At 73.5% G+C, this 14,331-nt stretch carries 16 protein-coding genes; 13 read left to right on the forward strand and 3 right to left on the reverse strand.

What is annotated here, in order from left to right; all coding sequences use genetic code 11:
- From ABZ342_RS23450 to ABZ342_RS23485, 8 genes are all read left to right on the forward strand, one after another.
- Positions 1-1,403, forward strand: a 1,403-nt coding sequence (locus tag ABZ342_RS23450) for an Hsp70 family protein (RefSeq protein ID WP_360476586.1), incomplete at its 5' end; no start/stop codon positions are given.
- A gap of 183 nt (positions 1,404-1,586) precedes the next feature.
- Positions 1,587-1,916, forward strand: coding sequence for a divalent-cation tolerance protein CutA (gene cutA, locus ABZ342_RS23455; RefSeq protein WP_360476589.1), 330 nt, complete (start codon positions 1,587-1,589; stop codon positions 1,914-1,916).
- A gap of 9 nt (positions 1,917-1,925) precedes the next feature.
- Positions 1,926-2,624: an RraA family protein gene (locus tag ABZ342_RS23460; protein WP_360476592.1), complete on the forward strand. Its 699-nt coding sequence runs from the start codon at positions 1,926-1,928 to the stop codon at positions 2,622-2,624.
- Positions 2,625-2,667: 43 nt separating this feature from the next.
- Positions 2,668-3,120, forward strand: a complete 453-nt coding sequence (locus ABZ342_RS23465) for a DUF6292 family protein (RefSeq protein WP_360476595.1) — start codon at positions 2,668-2,670, stop codon at positions 3,118-3,120.
- A 54-nt stretch (positions 3,121-3,174) separates the two neighbouring features.
- On the forward strand, positions 3,175-3,822 hold the full coding sequence (locus tag ABZ342_RS23470) for a response regulator transcription factor (protein ID WP_360476598.1): 648 nt from the start codon (positions 3,175-3,177) through the stop codon (positions 3,820-3,822).
- Positions 3,822-4,292 carry an ATP-binding protein gene (locus ABZ342_RS23475; protein WP_360476601.1) on the forward strand — a complete coding sequence of 157 codons (471 nt, stop codon included), beginning with the start codon at positions 3,822-3,824 and terminating at the stop codon, positions 4,290-4,292. The genes ABZ342_RS23470 and ABZ342_RS23475 overlap by 1 nt, the downstream gene beginning before the upstream one ends.
- 41 nt (positions 4,293-4,333) lie before the next feature.
- Complete coding sequence (locus tag ABZ342_RS23480) at positions 4,334-5,575, forward strand: PAS domain S-box protein (RefSeq protein WP_360476604.1); 1,242 nt, start codon at positions 4,334-4,336, stop codon at positions 5,573-5,575.
- Positions 5,572-5,949: a response regulator transcription factor gene (locus ABZ342_RS23485; protein ID WP_360476606.1), complete on the forward strand. Its 378-nt coding sequence runs from the start codon at positions 5,572-5,574 to the stop codon at positions 5,947-5,949. The genes ABZ342_RS23480 and ABZ342_RS23485 overlap by 4 nt, the downstream gene beginning before the upstream one ends.
- Positions 5,950-5,953: 4 nt before the next feature.
- On the opposite strand, the gene ABZ342_RS23490 is transcribed toward ABZ342_RS23485, so the two are convergent.
- Both ABZ342_RS23490 and ABZ342_RS23495 read right to left on the reverse strand, forming a co-directional pair.
- Entirely contained in the window at positions 5,954-6,343 is a 390-nt protein-coding gene (locus ABZ342_RS23490; RefSeq protein ID WP_155549746.1) for an STAS domain-containing protein, read from the reverse strand.
- Between the two features lie 166 nt (positions 6,344-6,509).
- Positions 6,510-7,466 (reverse strand): helix-turn-helix domain-containing protein, encoded by a 957-nt coding sequence (locus tag ABZ342_RS23495; RefSeq protein WP_360476610.1) that lies wholly within the window; start codon positions 7,464-7,466, stop codon positions 6,510-6,512.
- A gap of 96 nt (positions 7,467-7,562) precedes the next feature.
- Here ABZ342_RS23495 and ABZ342_RS23500 point away from each other — a divergent pair, with 96 nt between their 5' ends.
- The 3 genes from ABZ342_RS23500 to ABZ342_RS23510 all read left to right on the forward strand — a co-directional run bounded on the left by ABZ342_RS23500 (position 7,563) and on the right by ABZ342_RS23510 (position 10,844).
- Positions 7,563-7,859 (forward strand): antibiotic biosynthesis monooxygenase, encoded by a 297-nt coding sequence (locus ABZ342_RS23500; protein ID WP_155549748.1) that lies wholly within the window; start codon positions 7,563-7,565, stop codon positions 7,857-7,859.
- A gap of 62 nt (positions 7,860-7,921) precedes the next feature.
- Positions 7,922-8,230, forward strand: a complete 309-nt coding sequence (locus ABZ342_RS23505; RefSeq protein WP_360476613.1) for a DUF4326 domain-containing protein — start codon at positions 7,922-7,924, stop codon at positions 8,228-8,230.
- A 130-nt stretch (positions 8,231-8,360) separates the two neighbouring features.
- Positions 8,361-10,844, forward strand: coding sequence for a hypothetical protein (locus ABZ342_RS23510; RefSeq protein ID WP_360476616.1), 2,484 nt, complete (start codon positions 8,361-8,363; stop codon positions 10,842-10,844).
- Here the strand turns inward: ABZ342_RS23510 and ABZ342_RS23515 are convergent.
- The gene (locus ABZ342_RS23515) at positions 10,841-12,286 is read right to left on the reverse strand and encodes a phenylacetate--CoA ligase family protein (RefSeq protein WP_360476619.1); all 1,446 of its coding nucleotides are present in this window, start codon (positions 12,284-12,286) and stop codon (positions 10,841-10,843) included. The two genes, ABZ342_RS23510 and ABZ342_RS23515, sit on opposite strands and share 4 nt — an antisense overlap.
- Positions 12,287-12,314: 28 nt before the next feature.
- Between ABZ342_RS23515 and ABZ342_RS23520 the strand changes: the two genes are divergently transcribed.
- Both ABZ342_RS23520 and ABZ342_RS23525 read left to right on the forward strand, forming a co-directional pair.
- Entirely contained in the window at positions 12,315-12,803 is a 489-nt protein-coding gene (locus ABZ342_RS23520) for a MarR family transcriptional regulator (RefSeq protein ID WP_360476622.1), read from the forward strand.
- A 983-nt stretch (positions 12,804-13,786) separates the two neighbouring features.
- A complete protein-coding gene (locus ABZ342_RS23525; protein ID WP_360476625.1) occupies positions 13,787-14,287 on the forward strand; it encodes a hypothetical protein in 501 nt (166 codons plus the stop codon).
- Positions 14,288-14,331: the final 44 nt, after the last annotated feature.

Here is a 14,331-nt window from a genome sequence, read left to right on the forward strand (position 1 = left end):
CCGTCGAGCCGGACCGCGTGGCGCGGGAGTTCAAGCGGCGTCTCGGCGACCCGACGCCGGTGCTGCTCGGCGGCGCGCCGCATTCGGTGGCGTCGCTGATGGCGCACCTGCTCGGGTACGTGGTGCGGACGGTCGCCGGGCAGCAGGGCGGCCGGCCGGACCGGATCACGCTCACGCACCCGGCGAACTGGGGGCCGTACAAGCGGGAGCTGTTCGAGCAGGTGCCGCGGCTGACCGGGATCGACCGCGTCGGCCTGATCACCGAGCCCGAAGCGGCGGCCGCGCACTACGCGTCCCAGGAACGGCTGGAGGACGGCGCCGTCGTCGCGGTGTACGACCTCGGCGGCGGCACGTTCGACGCGACCGTGCTCCGCAAGCGCGGCAACGGCTTCGAGATCCTCGGCAGCCCGGAGGGCATCGAGGGCCTCGGCGGCGTCGACTTCGACGAAGCGGTGTTCGGCCACGTCGACCGGGCGCTCGACGGGAAGCTGTCGCAGATCGACCCGGACGACGCGGGCGCGGTGGCGGCGGTCGTGCGGCTGCGCCAGGAATGCGTGCTGGCGAAGGAAGCCCTGTCGGCCGACACCGAGACGGCCATTCCGGTGCTGCTGCCGTCGGTGCAGACGGAGGTGCGCCTGACCCGCGGCGAGTTCGAGGAGATGATCCGGCCGTCGATCACCGCGACGATCGGTTCGCTGCACCGGGCGCTGCGCTCGGCGAACCTCCGACCGGCCGACCTCGGGGCGGTGCTGCTGGTCGGCGGCTCGTCGCGGATCCCGCTGGTGTCCCAGCTGGTGTCGGCCGAACTGGGCCGCCCGACGGCGGTCGACATCCACCCGAAGTACGGGGTCGCGCTCGGCGCCGCGGCGCTGGCGTCCGGTCGGTCCGGCCTGGTCCAGGCGACGCGCTCGCAGCCGTCGATCCGGCCGGTGCCCCCGCCGCCGGTCCCGGCCGTTCCCCGCGTGCCGGCCCCGCGCGAGGAGACGAAGACGATGGCGACGCCCGGGTTCGGCGCGGGTGCACCGCCGCCGTCGCTGGGCCGCGCGAAGGCCGCAGCGAGCCCGGGACGGCGGGCCTCGCGCCGCGGGGTCGTGGTGGGGCTGTGCGCGGTGGCGGTGGTGGCGATCGGCGGCGTGGCGGTGGCGGTGGCGAGCTCGGGCGGAAGCCCCTCGGGCGGCACCCCACCGGCGACGACCGCGGCGACCGACACGCCGACGCTGGTGACGGTGCCCTCCCCGGAGGCTCCGGAGACGACGCACGCGACGGTGGCGGCCCCGCACACGAACCCACCCGCGACGACCCGGCGCAAGACCCCGCCGAGAACGACCACGCCGACGAAGACGACCACCCCGACGACGACCACCACGCCGACGACCACGACGAGCACGAAGCCGACGCCGTGAGCTGACGGGGGAAAAGTTCCCGGCGGAAGGGGTACCGCCCGCCGGGGTGAGGGGGCCGGGCCGGCGCGTGCGGTTCGGGGGCCGGCCCGGTCGCCGGCTCCAGGGCCGGCTCCCACCGAGGGGGTGGGAGCCGGCTCGCTCGGCCGCGGCTCGCCGCGACCGAGCCGCCGGTAGCCTCGCGGCATGGCGGCAGAGCACGTGATCGTGACGTCCACGACCGACTCCGAGACGGCGGCCGGGGAGCTGGCCGTGAAGCTCGTCGAAGAGCGGCTCGGGGCCTGCGCGCAGATCGTCGGGCCGGTGACCAGCGTCTACCGCTGGGAGGGCGTGGTGCGGACCGACCGGGAGTGGCGCGTCGAGATCAAGACCACCGCCGCCCGGGTGCCCGCGCTCACCGAGCGCATCAAGCAGCTGCACGGCTACGACCTGCCCGAGGTGATCGCGACGCCGATCGAAGGCGGCAGCGCGGACTACCTGACCTGGGTGACCACCGAAACCGGGAACGGTGGTTAGCTTCGAGGCATGGACCTCAGCACCCGCTTCGCCTCCCTGACCACCGCTCACCTCGCCGACGCGTGCATCCGCGCCGGCCTCCCGGTGCGCTGCGCCCCGGCGGCGACGCGCGCCGTCGTCTCCGGCACCCGGCTGCTGGGGCCGGCGGTCCCGGCCCGGCACGTCGGCAGCGTCGACGTCTTCCTGGAAGCCTTCGAGCACGCCCCGGCGGGCGGGGTGCTGGTGGTCGACAACGGCGGCCGGCTCGACGAAAGCTGCGTCGGCGACCTCGTCGTCCTCGAAGCGCGCGCGGCCGGGCTCGCCGGGGTCGTGATCTGGGGCCTGCACCGCGACACCGCCGACATCCGCGCGATCGGGCTGCCGGTGTTCAGCCTCGGCTCGATCCCCACCGGCCCGCTCGCCCTGGGCCCGCGCATCGACGGCGGGCTCGCCGAAGCGATCGTCGGCCCCTGGCGGATCGGCCCGGCGGACCTCGTCGCCGGCGACGACGACGGCGTCGTCTTCCTCCCGCTGGACCGCGCGGACGAGCTGTTCACCCTGGCCGAGGGCATCCGCGACACCGAACGCCGCCAGGCGGAGCGGATCCGGGCCGGCGAGCCGTTGCGCGAGCAGGTCCGCTTCGCCGAGTTCCTCGCCGCGCGCGAAACGGATCCGGGCCTGACGTTCCGCGCGCACCTGCGGGCCGTCGGCGGCGCGATCGAGGAGTGACCCGAAAGTGTGATGTTCCGCCGGACGGGGTACTCGCGGCGGTGTGGAAGGCGAGATCGAGGACATCCTCACCGGGTTCGGCCGGGACACCGAATACCACTTCGCGCGTGGCCTGCGGGCCTACGTCGGGCGGGTCGCCCGGGCGGTCGGTGTCGGATTCGAATCGTGTTCGCTCGACCCCCACGTCCCCGCGTCCGGCTACGTGGCTCTCGAAGGCCCGGGGCGGGACCTCGCGCTGATCTGGCACGAGGTGCACGGCTGGTCGGCGGTGGCCGAGCCCGCGGACGGCGGCGCGCCGCAGGTGCTCGCCTACCTCGGCGGGACCGATGTCGTGCCGCCACCGCACGCGGTCGCGCGGTTCGCCGCCCGGATGCCGGCCGTTGGCTCGTCCCGCCCGCCGGTCTTCCGGGCGCCGGGCCGGCACGAGGACCTCGTCGGCCTGCTGCCGGTCACCGGGCCCGAAGGACTGCTGAGGGCGAGCTCGCCGCCGTGGTGAAGCGCCGCGGGCGCCTAGGATGGGCGGGCAGCGACCGTCCAGCGAGGGAACCCCGTGAGCAGCGCCGAGGAACCGAAACCCGTCCGTGTCCTCCTCGTGGAGGACCACGACATGGTGGCCGAGGCGCTGCAGCAGGCCCTCGACCGCGCCGACGGGATCACCGTGGTCGGCCGCGCCCGTTCCCGCACCGGAGCCGTCGCCGACGCGCGCGAGCACGCCCCGGACGTCGTGGTGCTGGACCGGCGGCTCGCCGACGGCGACGCCCTCGGCGTCATCGCGGAGCTCGGCGAGAGCGGCGCGCGCGTGCTGGTGCTGACCGGGGACGCGACCCCGTCGGTCGCCGTGCAGGTCGCGAAGGCCGGCGGGTCCGGGCTGCTGCTCAAGTCGTCGCAGCTCGGCGTGCTGGAGTCCGCGGTGCGGGACGTCGCCGCGGGTGGCGTGGTCTTCGACCAGGAGCTGCTGCCCGAGATCTTCGACCGGCTCACCGGCCGGCTGGCGGCCCGCGGCTCGGAACTCACCGCGCGGGAGCGCGAGACCCTCGACCTGCTCGCGGAGGGCGCCACCACCGAGGAGATCGGGGCTCGGCTCGGCGTCTCCCGCAACACCACGCGCAACCACGTCCAGCGGGTGCTGGAGAAGCTCGGCGCGCGCTCGAAGCTCGAAGCGGTCGCCGTGGCCCGCCGGGAGGGCCTCCTCGGCTGATGCACCTGCATCAGCCGCGGGTCGCGGTTTGCATCTCGTGCGCCGGGGCGCCGCCCGGCAGGCTGGACGCCGTGGACATCCCGGCGCCGCTCGTCGCGGAGTGCGGCCTGACCGATCCGGCGGGCGGCCTGGCCGTCGCGCGCCGGTTCGCCCGGGTCACCCTCACCGCCTGGGCGTGCGCGACCGTCGTCGACGACGCGCTGCTGATCGTCACCGAGCTCGCGACCAACGCCCTGCGGCACGGCACCGGCCGGCCGGTCCTCCGGTTGAGCGTCGGGGCCGGGCACGTCCGCATCGAGGTCTTCGACGACGACCCGGCGCCGCCCGTGCGGCGGCCACCCGGCGCCGACGGCGGCTGGGGTCTCGTCCTGGTCGAGCGGCTGTCCCTGGACTGGGGGACCGCGCGGCACGGCCTGGGAAAGGTGGTCTGGTGCGCGCTGTCCGCACCGTCGGCCGAGCTGGCCGGCTGACGCGATGTGCCGGCCGGGCGGCCATCCGGCACAGTGACGGCATGGACGACGAGCTTCGGCCGGGTGCGGACCACGTGAGCGTGGGGCTGGACGCACAGGGACGCGTCGCGAGCTGGAGCGCGGAGGCCGAGCGGGTCACCGGACGGCCGGCGCGGGAGGTCCTCGGGCGGCGGCTTTCCGTGCTCGACCCCGTAGAGGAGGAGCCGTCGTCCGGCGAGCGTCGCGACGCCGAGGAGGCGCTGCGGGAGAGCGAGCAGCGGTTCCGGCTCTTGGTGCAGAGCGTGCAGGACTACGGGATCTTCATGCTGGACCGGAGCGGGAACATCTCGAGCTGGAACGCCGGCGCGCAGCGCATCAAGGGCTGGTCGGCGCAGGAGGCCATCGGACGACACTTCTCGATGTTCTACCCGGCGGAGGACGTGGCGGCGGGCAAGCCGGCGCGGGAGCTGGAGATCGCGGTCGCCGAGGGCAGGCTGGAAGACGAAGGCTGGCGGATCCGCAAGGACGGCACCCGGTTCTGGGCGAACGTCGTGATCACGGCGCTGTACGACGAAGCGCACCGGCTCCACGGCTTCGGGAAGGTCACCCGCGACATGACCGAACGCCGCAACGCCGAGCAGGCGCTGCGCGAACGCCGCCGGCTGGTCGGCCACCTCGTCGAGGCGCAGGAGGTCGAACGGCGCCGGATCGCCTGGGACGTCCACGACGAGTCCATCCAGTCCATGGTCGCCGTCGGCATGCGCCTGCAGCTGCTCGCCTCCCGGCTGCCCGAGCCGCACAAGAGCGCCGTGGCGGGGCTCGACGATGCGGTGCAGGCCGCCATCGGCAGGCTGCGGGGCCTGGTGTCCCGGCTGCGGCCGCCGGAGCTCGACCAGCACGGCCTGGTGGAAGCCGTCTCCGCCTACGTCGAAGAGGTGGCGGGCCGCTGGGGGCTGGCGCACGCGGTGCGGGACGAGCTCACCGCCGAGCCGTCGGCCACCGCCGCGATCACCGCGTACCGGATCTGCCAGGAAGCGCTCAGCAACATCCACAAGCACGCCCGCGCCACCCGGGTCGACCTCCACTTGTCCACCACGGACAACGGAACGCTCGTGCGGATCTCCGACGACGGCGCCGGCACGGCGGGGGAGGACGCCGGCTCGGGCCACTTCGGCCTGGTCGAGATGCACGAACGAGCCGAAGCGGCGAACGGCTGGCTGTCGGTGAGGAGCGTGCCCGGCCGCGGCACCTCCGTCGAGTTCTGGCTGCCGATGCTGCCCGATGTGATGGGACTCGAACCGTGACCGAGGTGCGGGTGCTGATCTCCGACGACGACGAGATGATCCGCGCCGTCCTCAAGGAGGTCCTCGACGAGGAGCCCGACATCGCCGTCGTCGCGGTCGCCGGCGACGCCGACGAAGCGATCCGGCTCGCCGGGCACCACCGGCCCGCGGTCGCGGTCCTCGACGTCCGGATGCCGGGCGGCGGGGGCGCCCGGGCGGCGCGCGAAATCGCCCGGCGCAGCCCGGAAACCGCGATCCTGGCCTTCTCGGCCTACGCCGACCGGGCGTCGATGGCCGCGCTCGCCGCGGCCGGCGTCACCGAATACCTGGTGAAGGGCGTGGCGAACGTGAAGATCGTCGAGGCCGTCCGGCGGCTGGGGCGGCCGCCGTCGTGAGCGGTCAGCCGACCGCGCGGGGGCTCATCACGCCGTAGAAGTCCATCGGTAGCAACGTGAACAGTCGCGCCACGGCCCGCGACCCGCCGGGGTCCACCGTCAGGTGCGCTCCGGCGGCGTCGGCGAGCAGCTGGGCGCGCAGCAGCGAGTTCAGCCCGGCGACGGAGAAGAACGTGACGCCGTCGAGGTCGATCACGACCGTGCCGACCGGGCCGCGGATCCGCGAGCGCAGGACTTCGTCGAGCTTGCGCGCGGTGCTCAGGTCGACCTCGCCGGACACCTGGATCAGCACGGTGCGCGGGGTGGGGTGCGACACGCGCAGGGACAGGTGGCCGCCGACGTCGATGCGGGCGGTGGAGTTGTCGTGGTCGGCCGAGCGAGGTTCGGGAACCATCGCGGCACACCCTTTCGTCGAGCAGCGGAGGCGGGCCGGACGAAGGGCGGAACGCAGCTCACCGCCCGGGCGCGGAACGTCCGGCAGCGGCTGACGGCTCAACCGTGAACCACCAGCATAGTGCATGTGCACTAGGTCGACCACCGACGCACTCCGCCGGACCCCCTCATCCGCGCAGTGAGGCCACCGGCTTGCCCGTCCGGTCGCGCAAGAGCTCCCGCAGCGTGCCGGGGTGCTCGTAGCCGACCTTGCGGGCGATCGACTCCAGCGACAGGCCCGTCGTGCGCAGCAGGTGCGCCGCCTGCTCGACGCGCAGGTCCTGCACGAACCGCACCGGCGACGTCCCGAGCGTGCGCCGGACCGCGCGCTGCAGCGTGCGTTCGCTGACGCCGAGGTCGTGCGCCGCCGCCGGGAGGCTGATCGGCTCCGCCAGGCGCGCCCGGACCCAGCTCTCGAACGCCGCGACCGTCGGGTCGTGCCCGGCCAGCGCGCTCGCGATCGTGTACGCCGACTGCGACGGGCGCTCGTCCACCACCAGGTACCGCGCGACGAGCTCGGCGAGCGCGGGGCTGCGGTGCCGGACGATCGAAAGCGCCAGGTCGACGTGCCCGAACGCCGCTCCGGCGGTGGTCACCCCGGCCGAGCCGACCACCATCCGCGTCTGGTCGAGCTCGACGTCCGGGTAGCGCGCCCGGAAGACCGGGGCCAGCCACCAGCTGGTGGTCGCGCGGTGCCCGTCGAGCACACCGGCCTCGGCGAGCAGGAACGTGCCGGTGCACGCGGACGCGATCGGCGTCCCGGCCGCGCACGCCCGGGCGACCGTCCGTCGTCCCGGCTCCGAACCCGGCCCCGACACGTACGCGATCAGCTCGTCCGGCCTCCGTTCGGCGAGCGCGGGCACGACCAGCAGCTCGGCGTCCGCCACGTGCCGCAGGGGTTCGGTGGCGACGACGTGCCCGGCTCCGGTCCGCACCCGCCGCTTCGCGCCGATCGTGGTGACGTCCCAGGCGGGCGGCGGCCGGTCCAGCATGTCGCGCATGGCGTTCGCCGTGTCGAGGACGTCGTGCACCGCCGCCAGTCCCGAGTCGAACACCCCGTCGTACGCCAGCACCGCGACCTTCATGTCGGAAACGGTAGCAAAAATGTCGTTTCTGCCACTGACGCGGGTCCCGTCGGCGGCCCTAGTTTCGGTGGGGTCCGAACGAGACGAGGAGCGAAGATGAAGATCGGTTTGCTGGCCCGGATCGAGGCCAAGCCCGAGTACGCCGACAAGGTCGAGGCGATGCTGCGCGACGCGGTCGAGCTCGCGAAGGCCGAACAGCACACCCTGGCGTGGTTCGCGTTCCGGCTGGACGCCACGACCTTCGGGGTGTTCGACACCTTCGCCGACGAGCAGGGCCGCCGCGCCCACCTCGAAGGCCGCATCGCGGCGGCGCTGACCGAAGCGGCGGCGACGATGCTCAGCGCGCCGCCGGAGATCCGCGAAACCGACCTGCTGGCGGTCAAGCTGCCGTGACGCCTCCGGCCTGGCGGCCCCGCGCCGGGGCCGCCAGGCTGGGCGGGGAGGAAGGAGCGCGGATGCCCACCACCGTCGTCAACCTCAAAGGTCACCGCGACGACCCGGACTACGCCGACGTCGTCTACGTCGGGCGGGCCATGCACCGGGGCGGCTGGCACCTCGCCGGGTCGAAGCTCGCCAGCCCGTTCAGGCCGGGGAAGGACGGTTCCCGCGAGGACGTCGTCACGAAGTACCGCGAGCACCTGCTGTCCCGGCCGGACCTGCTCGCGCTCTTGCCGGAGCTGCGCGGGAAACGGCTCGGGTGCTGGTGCGTCCCCGAACTGTGCCACGCCCAGGTGATCGCCGAGCTCGCGGATCACGGGCGGTAACGAAACACACTCCCTCCGCGAGTAACCTGGCGACACGAGGGGGTGATCGACGGTGCCCGCGCGACGTCACGGCGGCTTCGATCAGGCTGAACTTCCGGCGGCTCACCGGATCAGGTGGTGGCTCGCGGCGGTGACGGCCGGGCTCGTCGCGGCCGGCTTCGCCGTCGTGCCCTACCTGCCGTTCTTCCAGAGCTGGACCTTCGTCCGCGACCCGAAGGTCGCGAGCGTCATCACCTGGACCGTGCTGCAGACGTCCGTCGTGATCATCTCCGCGGTGCTGACGCTGTACTTCGTCGGCCGGGCCCGCCTGGAGGGCGCCGCCTACCGCGCCAACCAGATCGACATCCGTCTCTTCGCCGACGAGCGCCCGGACGGCAGCCACGACCGCGAGATCGACTCCGCCGTCGAGCTGACCGCCGCGTTCAAGCGGATCCTCAACGACTCCCGGCTCTACACGCCGACCCCGGTACCGGGCGCGGGGAGCTCCTACGACTTCATCCAGATCGTCGAGCACGCCGGCGACTCCGCGGACGGCTGGTGGAAGGCCGCGACCAAGCTGGTCCGGCTCGCCCAGCCGCCGGCGGCGTTCACCGTCACCGGCACGGTCCGGCTCGGCAACACGTCCGGCCGCTACCAGCTCATCCTGGAGCTGGTGCGCGTCCCGCGGTTCGCCGCCAGCCCGCTGGTGATCGAGGACGAGAGCTGGCCGCGCGTGCTGCACCGCGCGGCCAACGCCGTCGCCGCGCTCGTGATCCCGCGCAGCGCCTACGTCCGCACGAACATCCACTGGGCGGCCTGGCGGGGCGCGAAGATCCCGTACGAGCTGTTCGACGCCTACCAGCGCGCCAACCACTTCATCGTGCACCGCCGCTACGACGAAGCCCTCGCCGAGTACTACCGCGCGGTGAGCCTCGACCCGTCGAACGTCTACATCAGACTCGAGATCGCCGCCTTGCAGGAGCAGCTCGACCTGCACCTCGACGCGCTCGCCACGTACGACGACGTGATCACCGTCTGCAGCCGGGGCAACCCGAAGCTGGCGCGGTGGTGGATCGGCCCGGACTTCGCGCGCCAGCCCCGGCACGCGGGCCGCGGCCGTGCCGTCGCGCTGCTGATCGCCCGCTACCGGCACGCGCTCGTCCTCGGCCACGGCGACTCCGTGGCCGGCTCGTGGTGGGTGCGGCGGACGACGGCGGGCGTGCCCGGCGACGCCAGGGCGCTGCGCCGCGCCGAGCTGAGAGTGGCGCTGGAGCTGCGTTTCCGCCGTTACGTGGACCTCGACGTGCGCGTGCGGCCCCACACGATCCCGCGCGAGGAGCGGCTCGAACTGCACCGCCGCGTGCTCAAGGTCCCGGCCGACGAACTGGTCGTCCAAGACGCGACTCCGGCGCAGCTGGCCGAGTACAACCAGCGCGCCGCCGAGATGCGCTCGTACTTCTGCGCCCTGTCGCAGTACGAGATCGAACGGCTCGTCGCGGACTACCGCCGGTTCTGGCGGCGCTGGCGCGGCAGCTGGCAGCAGCTGACGAACCGCGCGCTCGACCTGTCGCTGGTCTGGACGGTGGTGCGGCGCGCGATGGCCGACGTCGAGCCGGAGACCGGCGCGGTCCCCGCGCCCGCGGTCGCGTACCCGGGCAGCCGCGTGCGGCTCGCCGACGTCTGCCCGGACCGCCACTGGCCGCCGGACCCGCGGGCGATCGACGAGACCGTCGAAGCCGCGGGCACCCGCAGGTCGTGGGAGGAGTGCTACAACGCGGCGAGCGTGTACGCCATCGCGATGCTCGAAGTCGGCCCGCGCGGGGAGCGTGACCTTCGCGATCGCGCGCGCAACCCGCGTCTCGTGGGCGAAGCACGCGACGAAGTGGCCCGCCGCGCGGTCCGCGAGCTGTACCACGCCGCGACCATCAGCCACAGCGGCCGGCTGCCGGAACGGCGGTCGTGGCTGATGGGGGAGGACCCCGACCTCGTCGCGCTGCGCGGCCACGAGCTGTTCCGCGTCTTCGAGATGGTCACGTTCTCCCCGGACCGCGCCGCACCGCTGCGCCCGCAGCGCGCCAACGTCTGGGAGCAGGTCAGCTACGTCCGGCAACTCGTCGGGGAAATCGCCGCCTGCCGCGCGCACTTCTGGCGCGCCCGGGCCCTCGACCCGCCCCCGGACGCCCGGACGCTGGACCGCTGGCGCGCGGCCGATCGCGACGCCTGGCGCAAGCTGTCCGAGCTGGCGACCGGCAAGCAGGACTGGTACACGCGCTACCAGGCGATCTGCGCGTTCCGCGCGTGGTCGGCGGACTCGGGCTACCCGGGGTCGATCACGGGATTCCCGCTGTACTGCGAGGAACGGCTGCACGCCCAGCTGCGCGGTGCCGCCGGCCGGCGCGTGAAGACGGGCCTGGACGCGAACATCGTGGTCCGCGAGTACGTCCGCCAGTGCGACCAGCGGCTCGACCAGCTGGCCGCCGACATCACCGACCTGGCGGAGCACGCCAGGGTCGACGACTTCGCGGGCTGCGCCGAGCTGTGGACGGCGCTGTGGTCCTGGTTCGACGACGACATCGCGGACGGCTCGTCCGCCGTCGAGCGGCGCGACCGGTTCCGGAAGCTCGCCCGGCCCTAGGACGGCCGCGTGTAGCGGTGCTTCACCCCGACGGGGAAGTACTCGGGATCGCCGGCCGGGCGCAGGACGACGTCCGGCAGCTGCCGCTCGGCCGGGACGTAGTGCGCGAACTCGCTGTTGAGCCTGCGGAGGTGGTCGCGGACCGACTCGGCGATCCGGTGGGCGTCGGCGGTCGCGCCCGGCGCGGTCTCGACCGTGATCCGCAGCCGCCGGTCGCGGTCGGCGTCCTCGACCGACTCGATGACGAACTTGCCGGTCACCGTGTCGCTGATGCCGGGCTGCTCCAGGCCGACGGTGACGTTTTCCGGGTAGACGTTCGCGCCGAAGAACGACACCGTGAACAACGAACGGCCGAACACGTACACGAACGGCAGCTCCGGCCCGGGCGGCGGCGTGAAACTGTGCCGGGAGCAGAAGTCCAGCAGCTGGGCGTGCGGCAGGAGCCCGCCGTCGTCGGCGATGTGGTAGCGGATCAGCGGGATGCCGCCGTCGCCGCTGAAGACGAGCGTGCCCTCGTGTTCTTCGAAGAAGCGGCTGGCCGGGTCGTACTGCACGAGCGTCGGGAGGCGCGCGTCGCCGAAGACCTCGCGGGCGAGGTCCGGGTGGTCGGCGAAGAACCGCCGGATGCCCGCCGACTGCGGGGTTTCGGTGCCGAGGACACCCGCGTCGGCCGTGCCGTACAGCGACGCGATGTGCCGGATCGGGTCGGTGACCCCGGCGCGCCGCGCCACCAGCTCGCGCCACTGCTCGCTGAAGACTTCGCCCGCCAGCACGAGCTTGATCGCGTACGCGGCCCAGTCGACGCCTTCGGCGAGACCGGTGTCGACGACGTCCTTGACGAACGGCGGGTAGCCCAGCAGCACCACCTGCTCGAAGTGCGGCGCGAGCTCGGGAAGCACGCGCAGGATCTCCGCCTTGTTGTTGCCCGGCGCCACGACGGTGATCGGACAGCCCTTGGCCGCGAGGTGACGCACGCACGCCGTGGTGAACAGGCCGCCGACCCAGGTGCCGAGCGGGAAGCAGACGACGGCGAGCGTGCTGCGCCGGTCGGCCTCGAAGGCGTCCACCAGCACGGTTTCGAACCGGCGCGCGACGTGCAGCTCGTCCTCGAGCGCGCGCGGCCAGATCGTCGGCCGGCCACTGGAGCCGGACGAGACGGCGATCATGTCGTTGCCGGCGAACGTCCCGCCGCGGCACAGCTCGGGCAGCGGGTACTTCCGGTGGTAGCCGGCTTTGTCGAGCAGCGGAAGCGTCCGGAAGTCCGCCTGGGTCCGGATGTCCTCGGGCGCGATGCCGTGGTCCTGGAGGAATTTCCGGTACGCGGGCACGGTCTCGGCGGTGCGGCGGAAGAGGTCGAGGACGTGGTCCGCTTCCGGTGGCTCGGGCGGGCCGAAGAAGGTGTCGAACGCCTGCCGCACGCGGGTCTGCCGACCGAGGTCCATGATCGGAGCATAGCCGCGGGCGCGTGTCATGATTGAGCCCGTGAGCACCTCCGCGGAGCAGCAGCCCACCGGCCCGCCGTTGACTCTCTACCTGGTCAAACGGCTGGAGCTGGTGATCAGGGCGCTGCTCGACGACGCGCTGCGGCCGCTCGGTCTCACGACGCTGCAGTACACCGCGCTGACGGTGCTCGAAGCCAGCGGCGCGCTGTCGTCGGCCCAGCTGGCGCGGCGCTCGTTCCTGCGTCCCCAGACGATGCACGAGATGGTGCTGGCGCTGGAGAAGCGCGGGCTGATCGCGCGGACCCCCAAGCCGGACAACCGGCGCGTCCTGCTGGCCGGCCTGACCGAAACCGGGCACCGCCTGCTGGCCGACTGCACACCGGCGGTGGCGGAGGTGGAGGACGCGCTGCTCGCGGACCTGACCCCGGGGCAGCGCGCGACGTTCCGCGAGGGGCTCCAGCACGGGGTGTCGGCGTTGGGCGCGTTGTCGTCCCAGCGACGTTCCCAGGAGCCCTGATTCAGCGACCGGGCCAGGGGGTTCCGCCACCTGGCGGCGTACCCGGGAGTGGTGACACAAAAGAACTAGGCCGGTCGAGTGGTAGCGACAGCCGGCGCGTAGCGCGGGTGTGGGGACGGGCGTTGGAGGGTAGGTCATAGACCTGCTTCTCGCACTCTGGAGGTTCGCCGACCGTGGCCAGGCCAAGCGACAAGGGCGTCGCGACAACCGCCGCCCGGCGCTTGCTGCTGCTGGCCGGAGCGGTGGCGGGTCTTTGGCTGCTGTCGTGGTGGGTGTCGGGGGATGCTCAGGCCGCGTCGCGCGAGGTGAACCCGATCGACCAGGTGGTGGCGGGAGTCCTCGGAGGGCCGTTGCCGGGCGTCGCGGCCGGTGCGGCGCCGGAGGGGGCTCCTGCGGTGGCGCGGGTTGTGGGTGCTGGTGCTCCGGCAGTTGAGCCGGTGTCGCAGGTTGTACGGGCGGCTGCCCCGGCACTCAAGCCGGTGACGCAAGTCGTGGGTGCTTCTGGGTCGGCTGTTGCGCCCGTGGTGCGGGCCGCCGCTCCGGTGGTTGAGCCGGTCTCGCGGGTAGTGCGTGGTGTGGGGCCGGTTGTTGGGCCCGTGGTGCGGGCGGCTGCTCCGGTAGTTGAGCCGGTGTCGCAGGTAGTGCGTGGTGTGGGGCCTGTTGTTGCGCCCGTGGTGCGGGCAACTGCCCCAGTAGTCGAGCCGGTGTCGCAGGTAGTGCGCGCTGTCGGGCCGGTTGTTGAGCCTGTCGTGCAGGCCGCCGCTCCGGTGCTCGAACCAGTCTCGCGAGTCGTGCAGGCCACTGCCCCGGTACTCGAGCCGGTCTCGCAAGTAGTCCGCGCCGCCGCACCCGTCGTCAAGCCGGTCTCGCAGCTCCTTCAGCCCGTCGCTCCGGTTGTCGAGCCGGTCGTGCGTTCCGTCGAACCTGTTCTCGCACCGATCTTCCACGCCACCACATCCGCGGTCGACCCCGTCGTCGGCCCCGTGACCGAGCCCGTCGGCGATGCCCTGGCCCCCGGGCTCCAGCCGACCGTCCCGTCGGCGCCTGACACGGCCGACCCTGCCACTCCGAACCCCGCCGCCGAACCGGCGGTCCGGCCGGCCCGCCAAGCGAAAACCCTGCCCCCGCAGCAGGAAACCGCCGCCGGCGCACCTGGAGCCGCCCGGCTGACCGCGACGGCCCGGTCCGACAGCCGGCTCGTCCCGGCCGCCGAGACCGCCGGGCCCGCCGCGGCAAAGCTCCGGCACCACAAGCACCCCGCACTCCACGCCACGGCCTCACCACCGCCGGCCCACGCCCCGGGGAACGTCCCGGCACCCCGGTCGCCGGCCCCCGAAGATGCTGCTTGCGGGACCGCCCCCACCGTCCCGCCGGCCTTCCTGACCCCCGGCCACGGCCCTCGCGCCACCCACGCGTTCACGCCGTCGCACGGGGTCTTCGTCCCGCTCTGGCGGGCCTGCGAACCGGGTACCGGCCCCGGCTGAGCCCGCCCCGCACCTTCTCCCGTCGCGTTCGCGGCGCGATCAGC

The organism is Amycolatopsis sp. NPDC005961 (genome assembly GCF_040629235.1).
Classification (GTDB): domain Bacteria; phylum Actinomycetota; class Actinomycetes; order Mycobacteriales; family Pseudonocardiaceae; genus Amycolatopsis; species Amycolatopsis camponoti.

Bases quoted from the DNA above. Each gene is read 5' to 3' on its own strand.
- cutA (WP_360476589.1), top strand. From the start codon at position 1,587: ATGGCGGCAGAGCACGTGATCGTGACGTCCACGACCGACTCCGAGACG.
- ABZ342_RS23460 (WP_360476592.1), top strand. From the start codon at position 1,926: ATGGACCTCAGCACCCGCTTCGCCTCCCTGACCACCGCTCACCTCGCC.
- ABZ342_RS23475 (WP_360476601.1), top strand. From the start codon at position 3,822: ATGCACCTGCATCAGCCGCGGGTCGCGGTTTGCATCTCGTGCGCCGGG.
- ABZ342_RS23480 (WP_360476604.1), top strand. From the start codon at position 4,334: ATGGACGACGAGCTTCGGCCGGGTGCGGACCACGTGAGCGTGGGGCTG.
- ABZ342_RS23490 (WP_155549746.1), bottom strand. From the start codon at position 6,343: ATGGTTCCCGAACCTCGCTCGGCCGACCACGACAACTCCACCGCCCGC.
- ABZ342_RS23495 (WP_360476610.1), bottom strand. From the start codon at position 7,466: ATGAAGGTCGCGGTGCTGGCGTACGACGGGGTGTTCGACTCGGGACTG.
- ABZ342_RS23500 (WP_155549748.1), top strand. From the start codon at position 7,563: ATGAAGATCGGTTTGCTGGCCCGGATCGAGGCCAAGCCCGAGTACGCC.
- ABZ342_RS23505 (WP_360476613.1), top strand. From the start codon at position 7,922: ATGCCCACCACCGTCGTCAACCTCAAAGGTCACCGCGACGACCCGGAC.
- ABZ342_RS23515 (WP_360476619.1), bottom strand. From the start codon at position 12,286: ATGGACCTCGGTCGGCAGACCCGCGTGCGGCAGGCGTTCGACACCTTC.
- ABZ342_RS23520 (WP_360476622.1), top strand. From the start codon at position 12,315: ATGATTGAGCCCGTGAGCACCTCCGCGGAGCAGCAGCCCACCGGCCCG.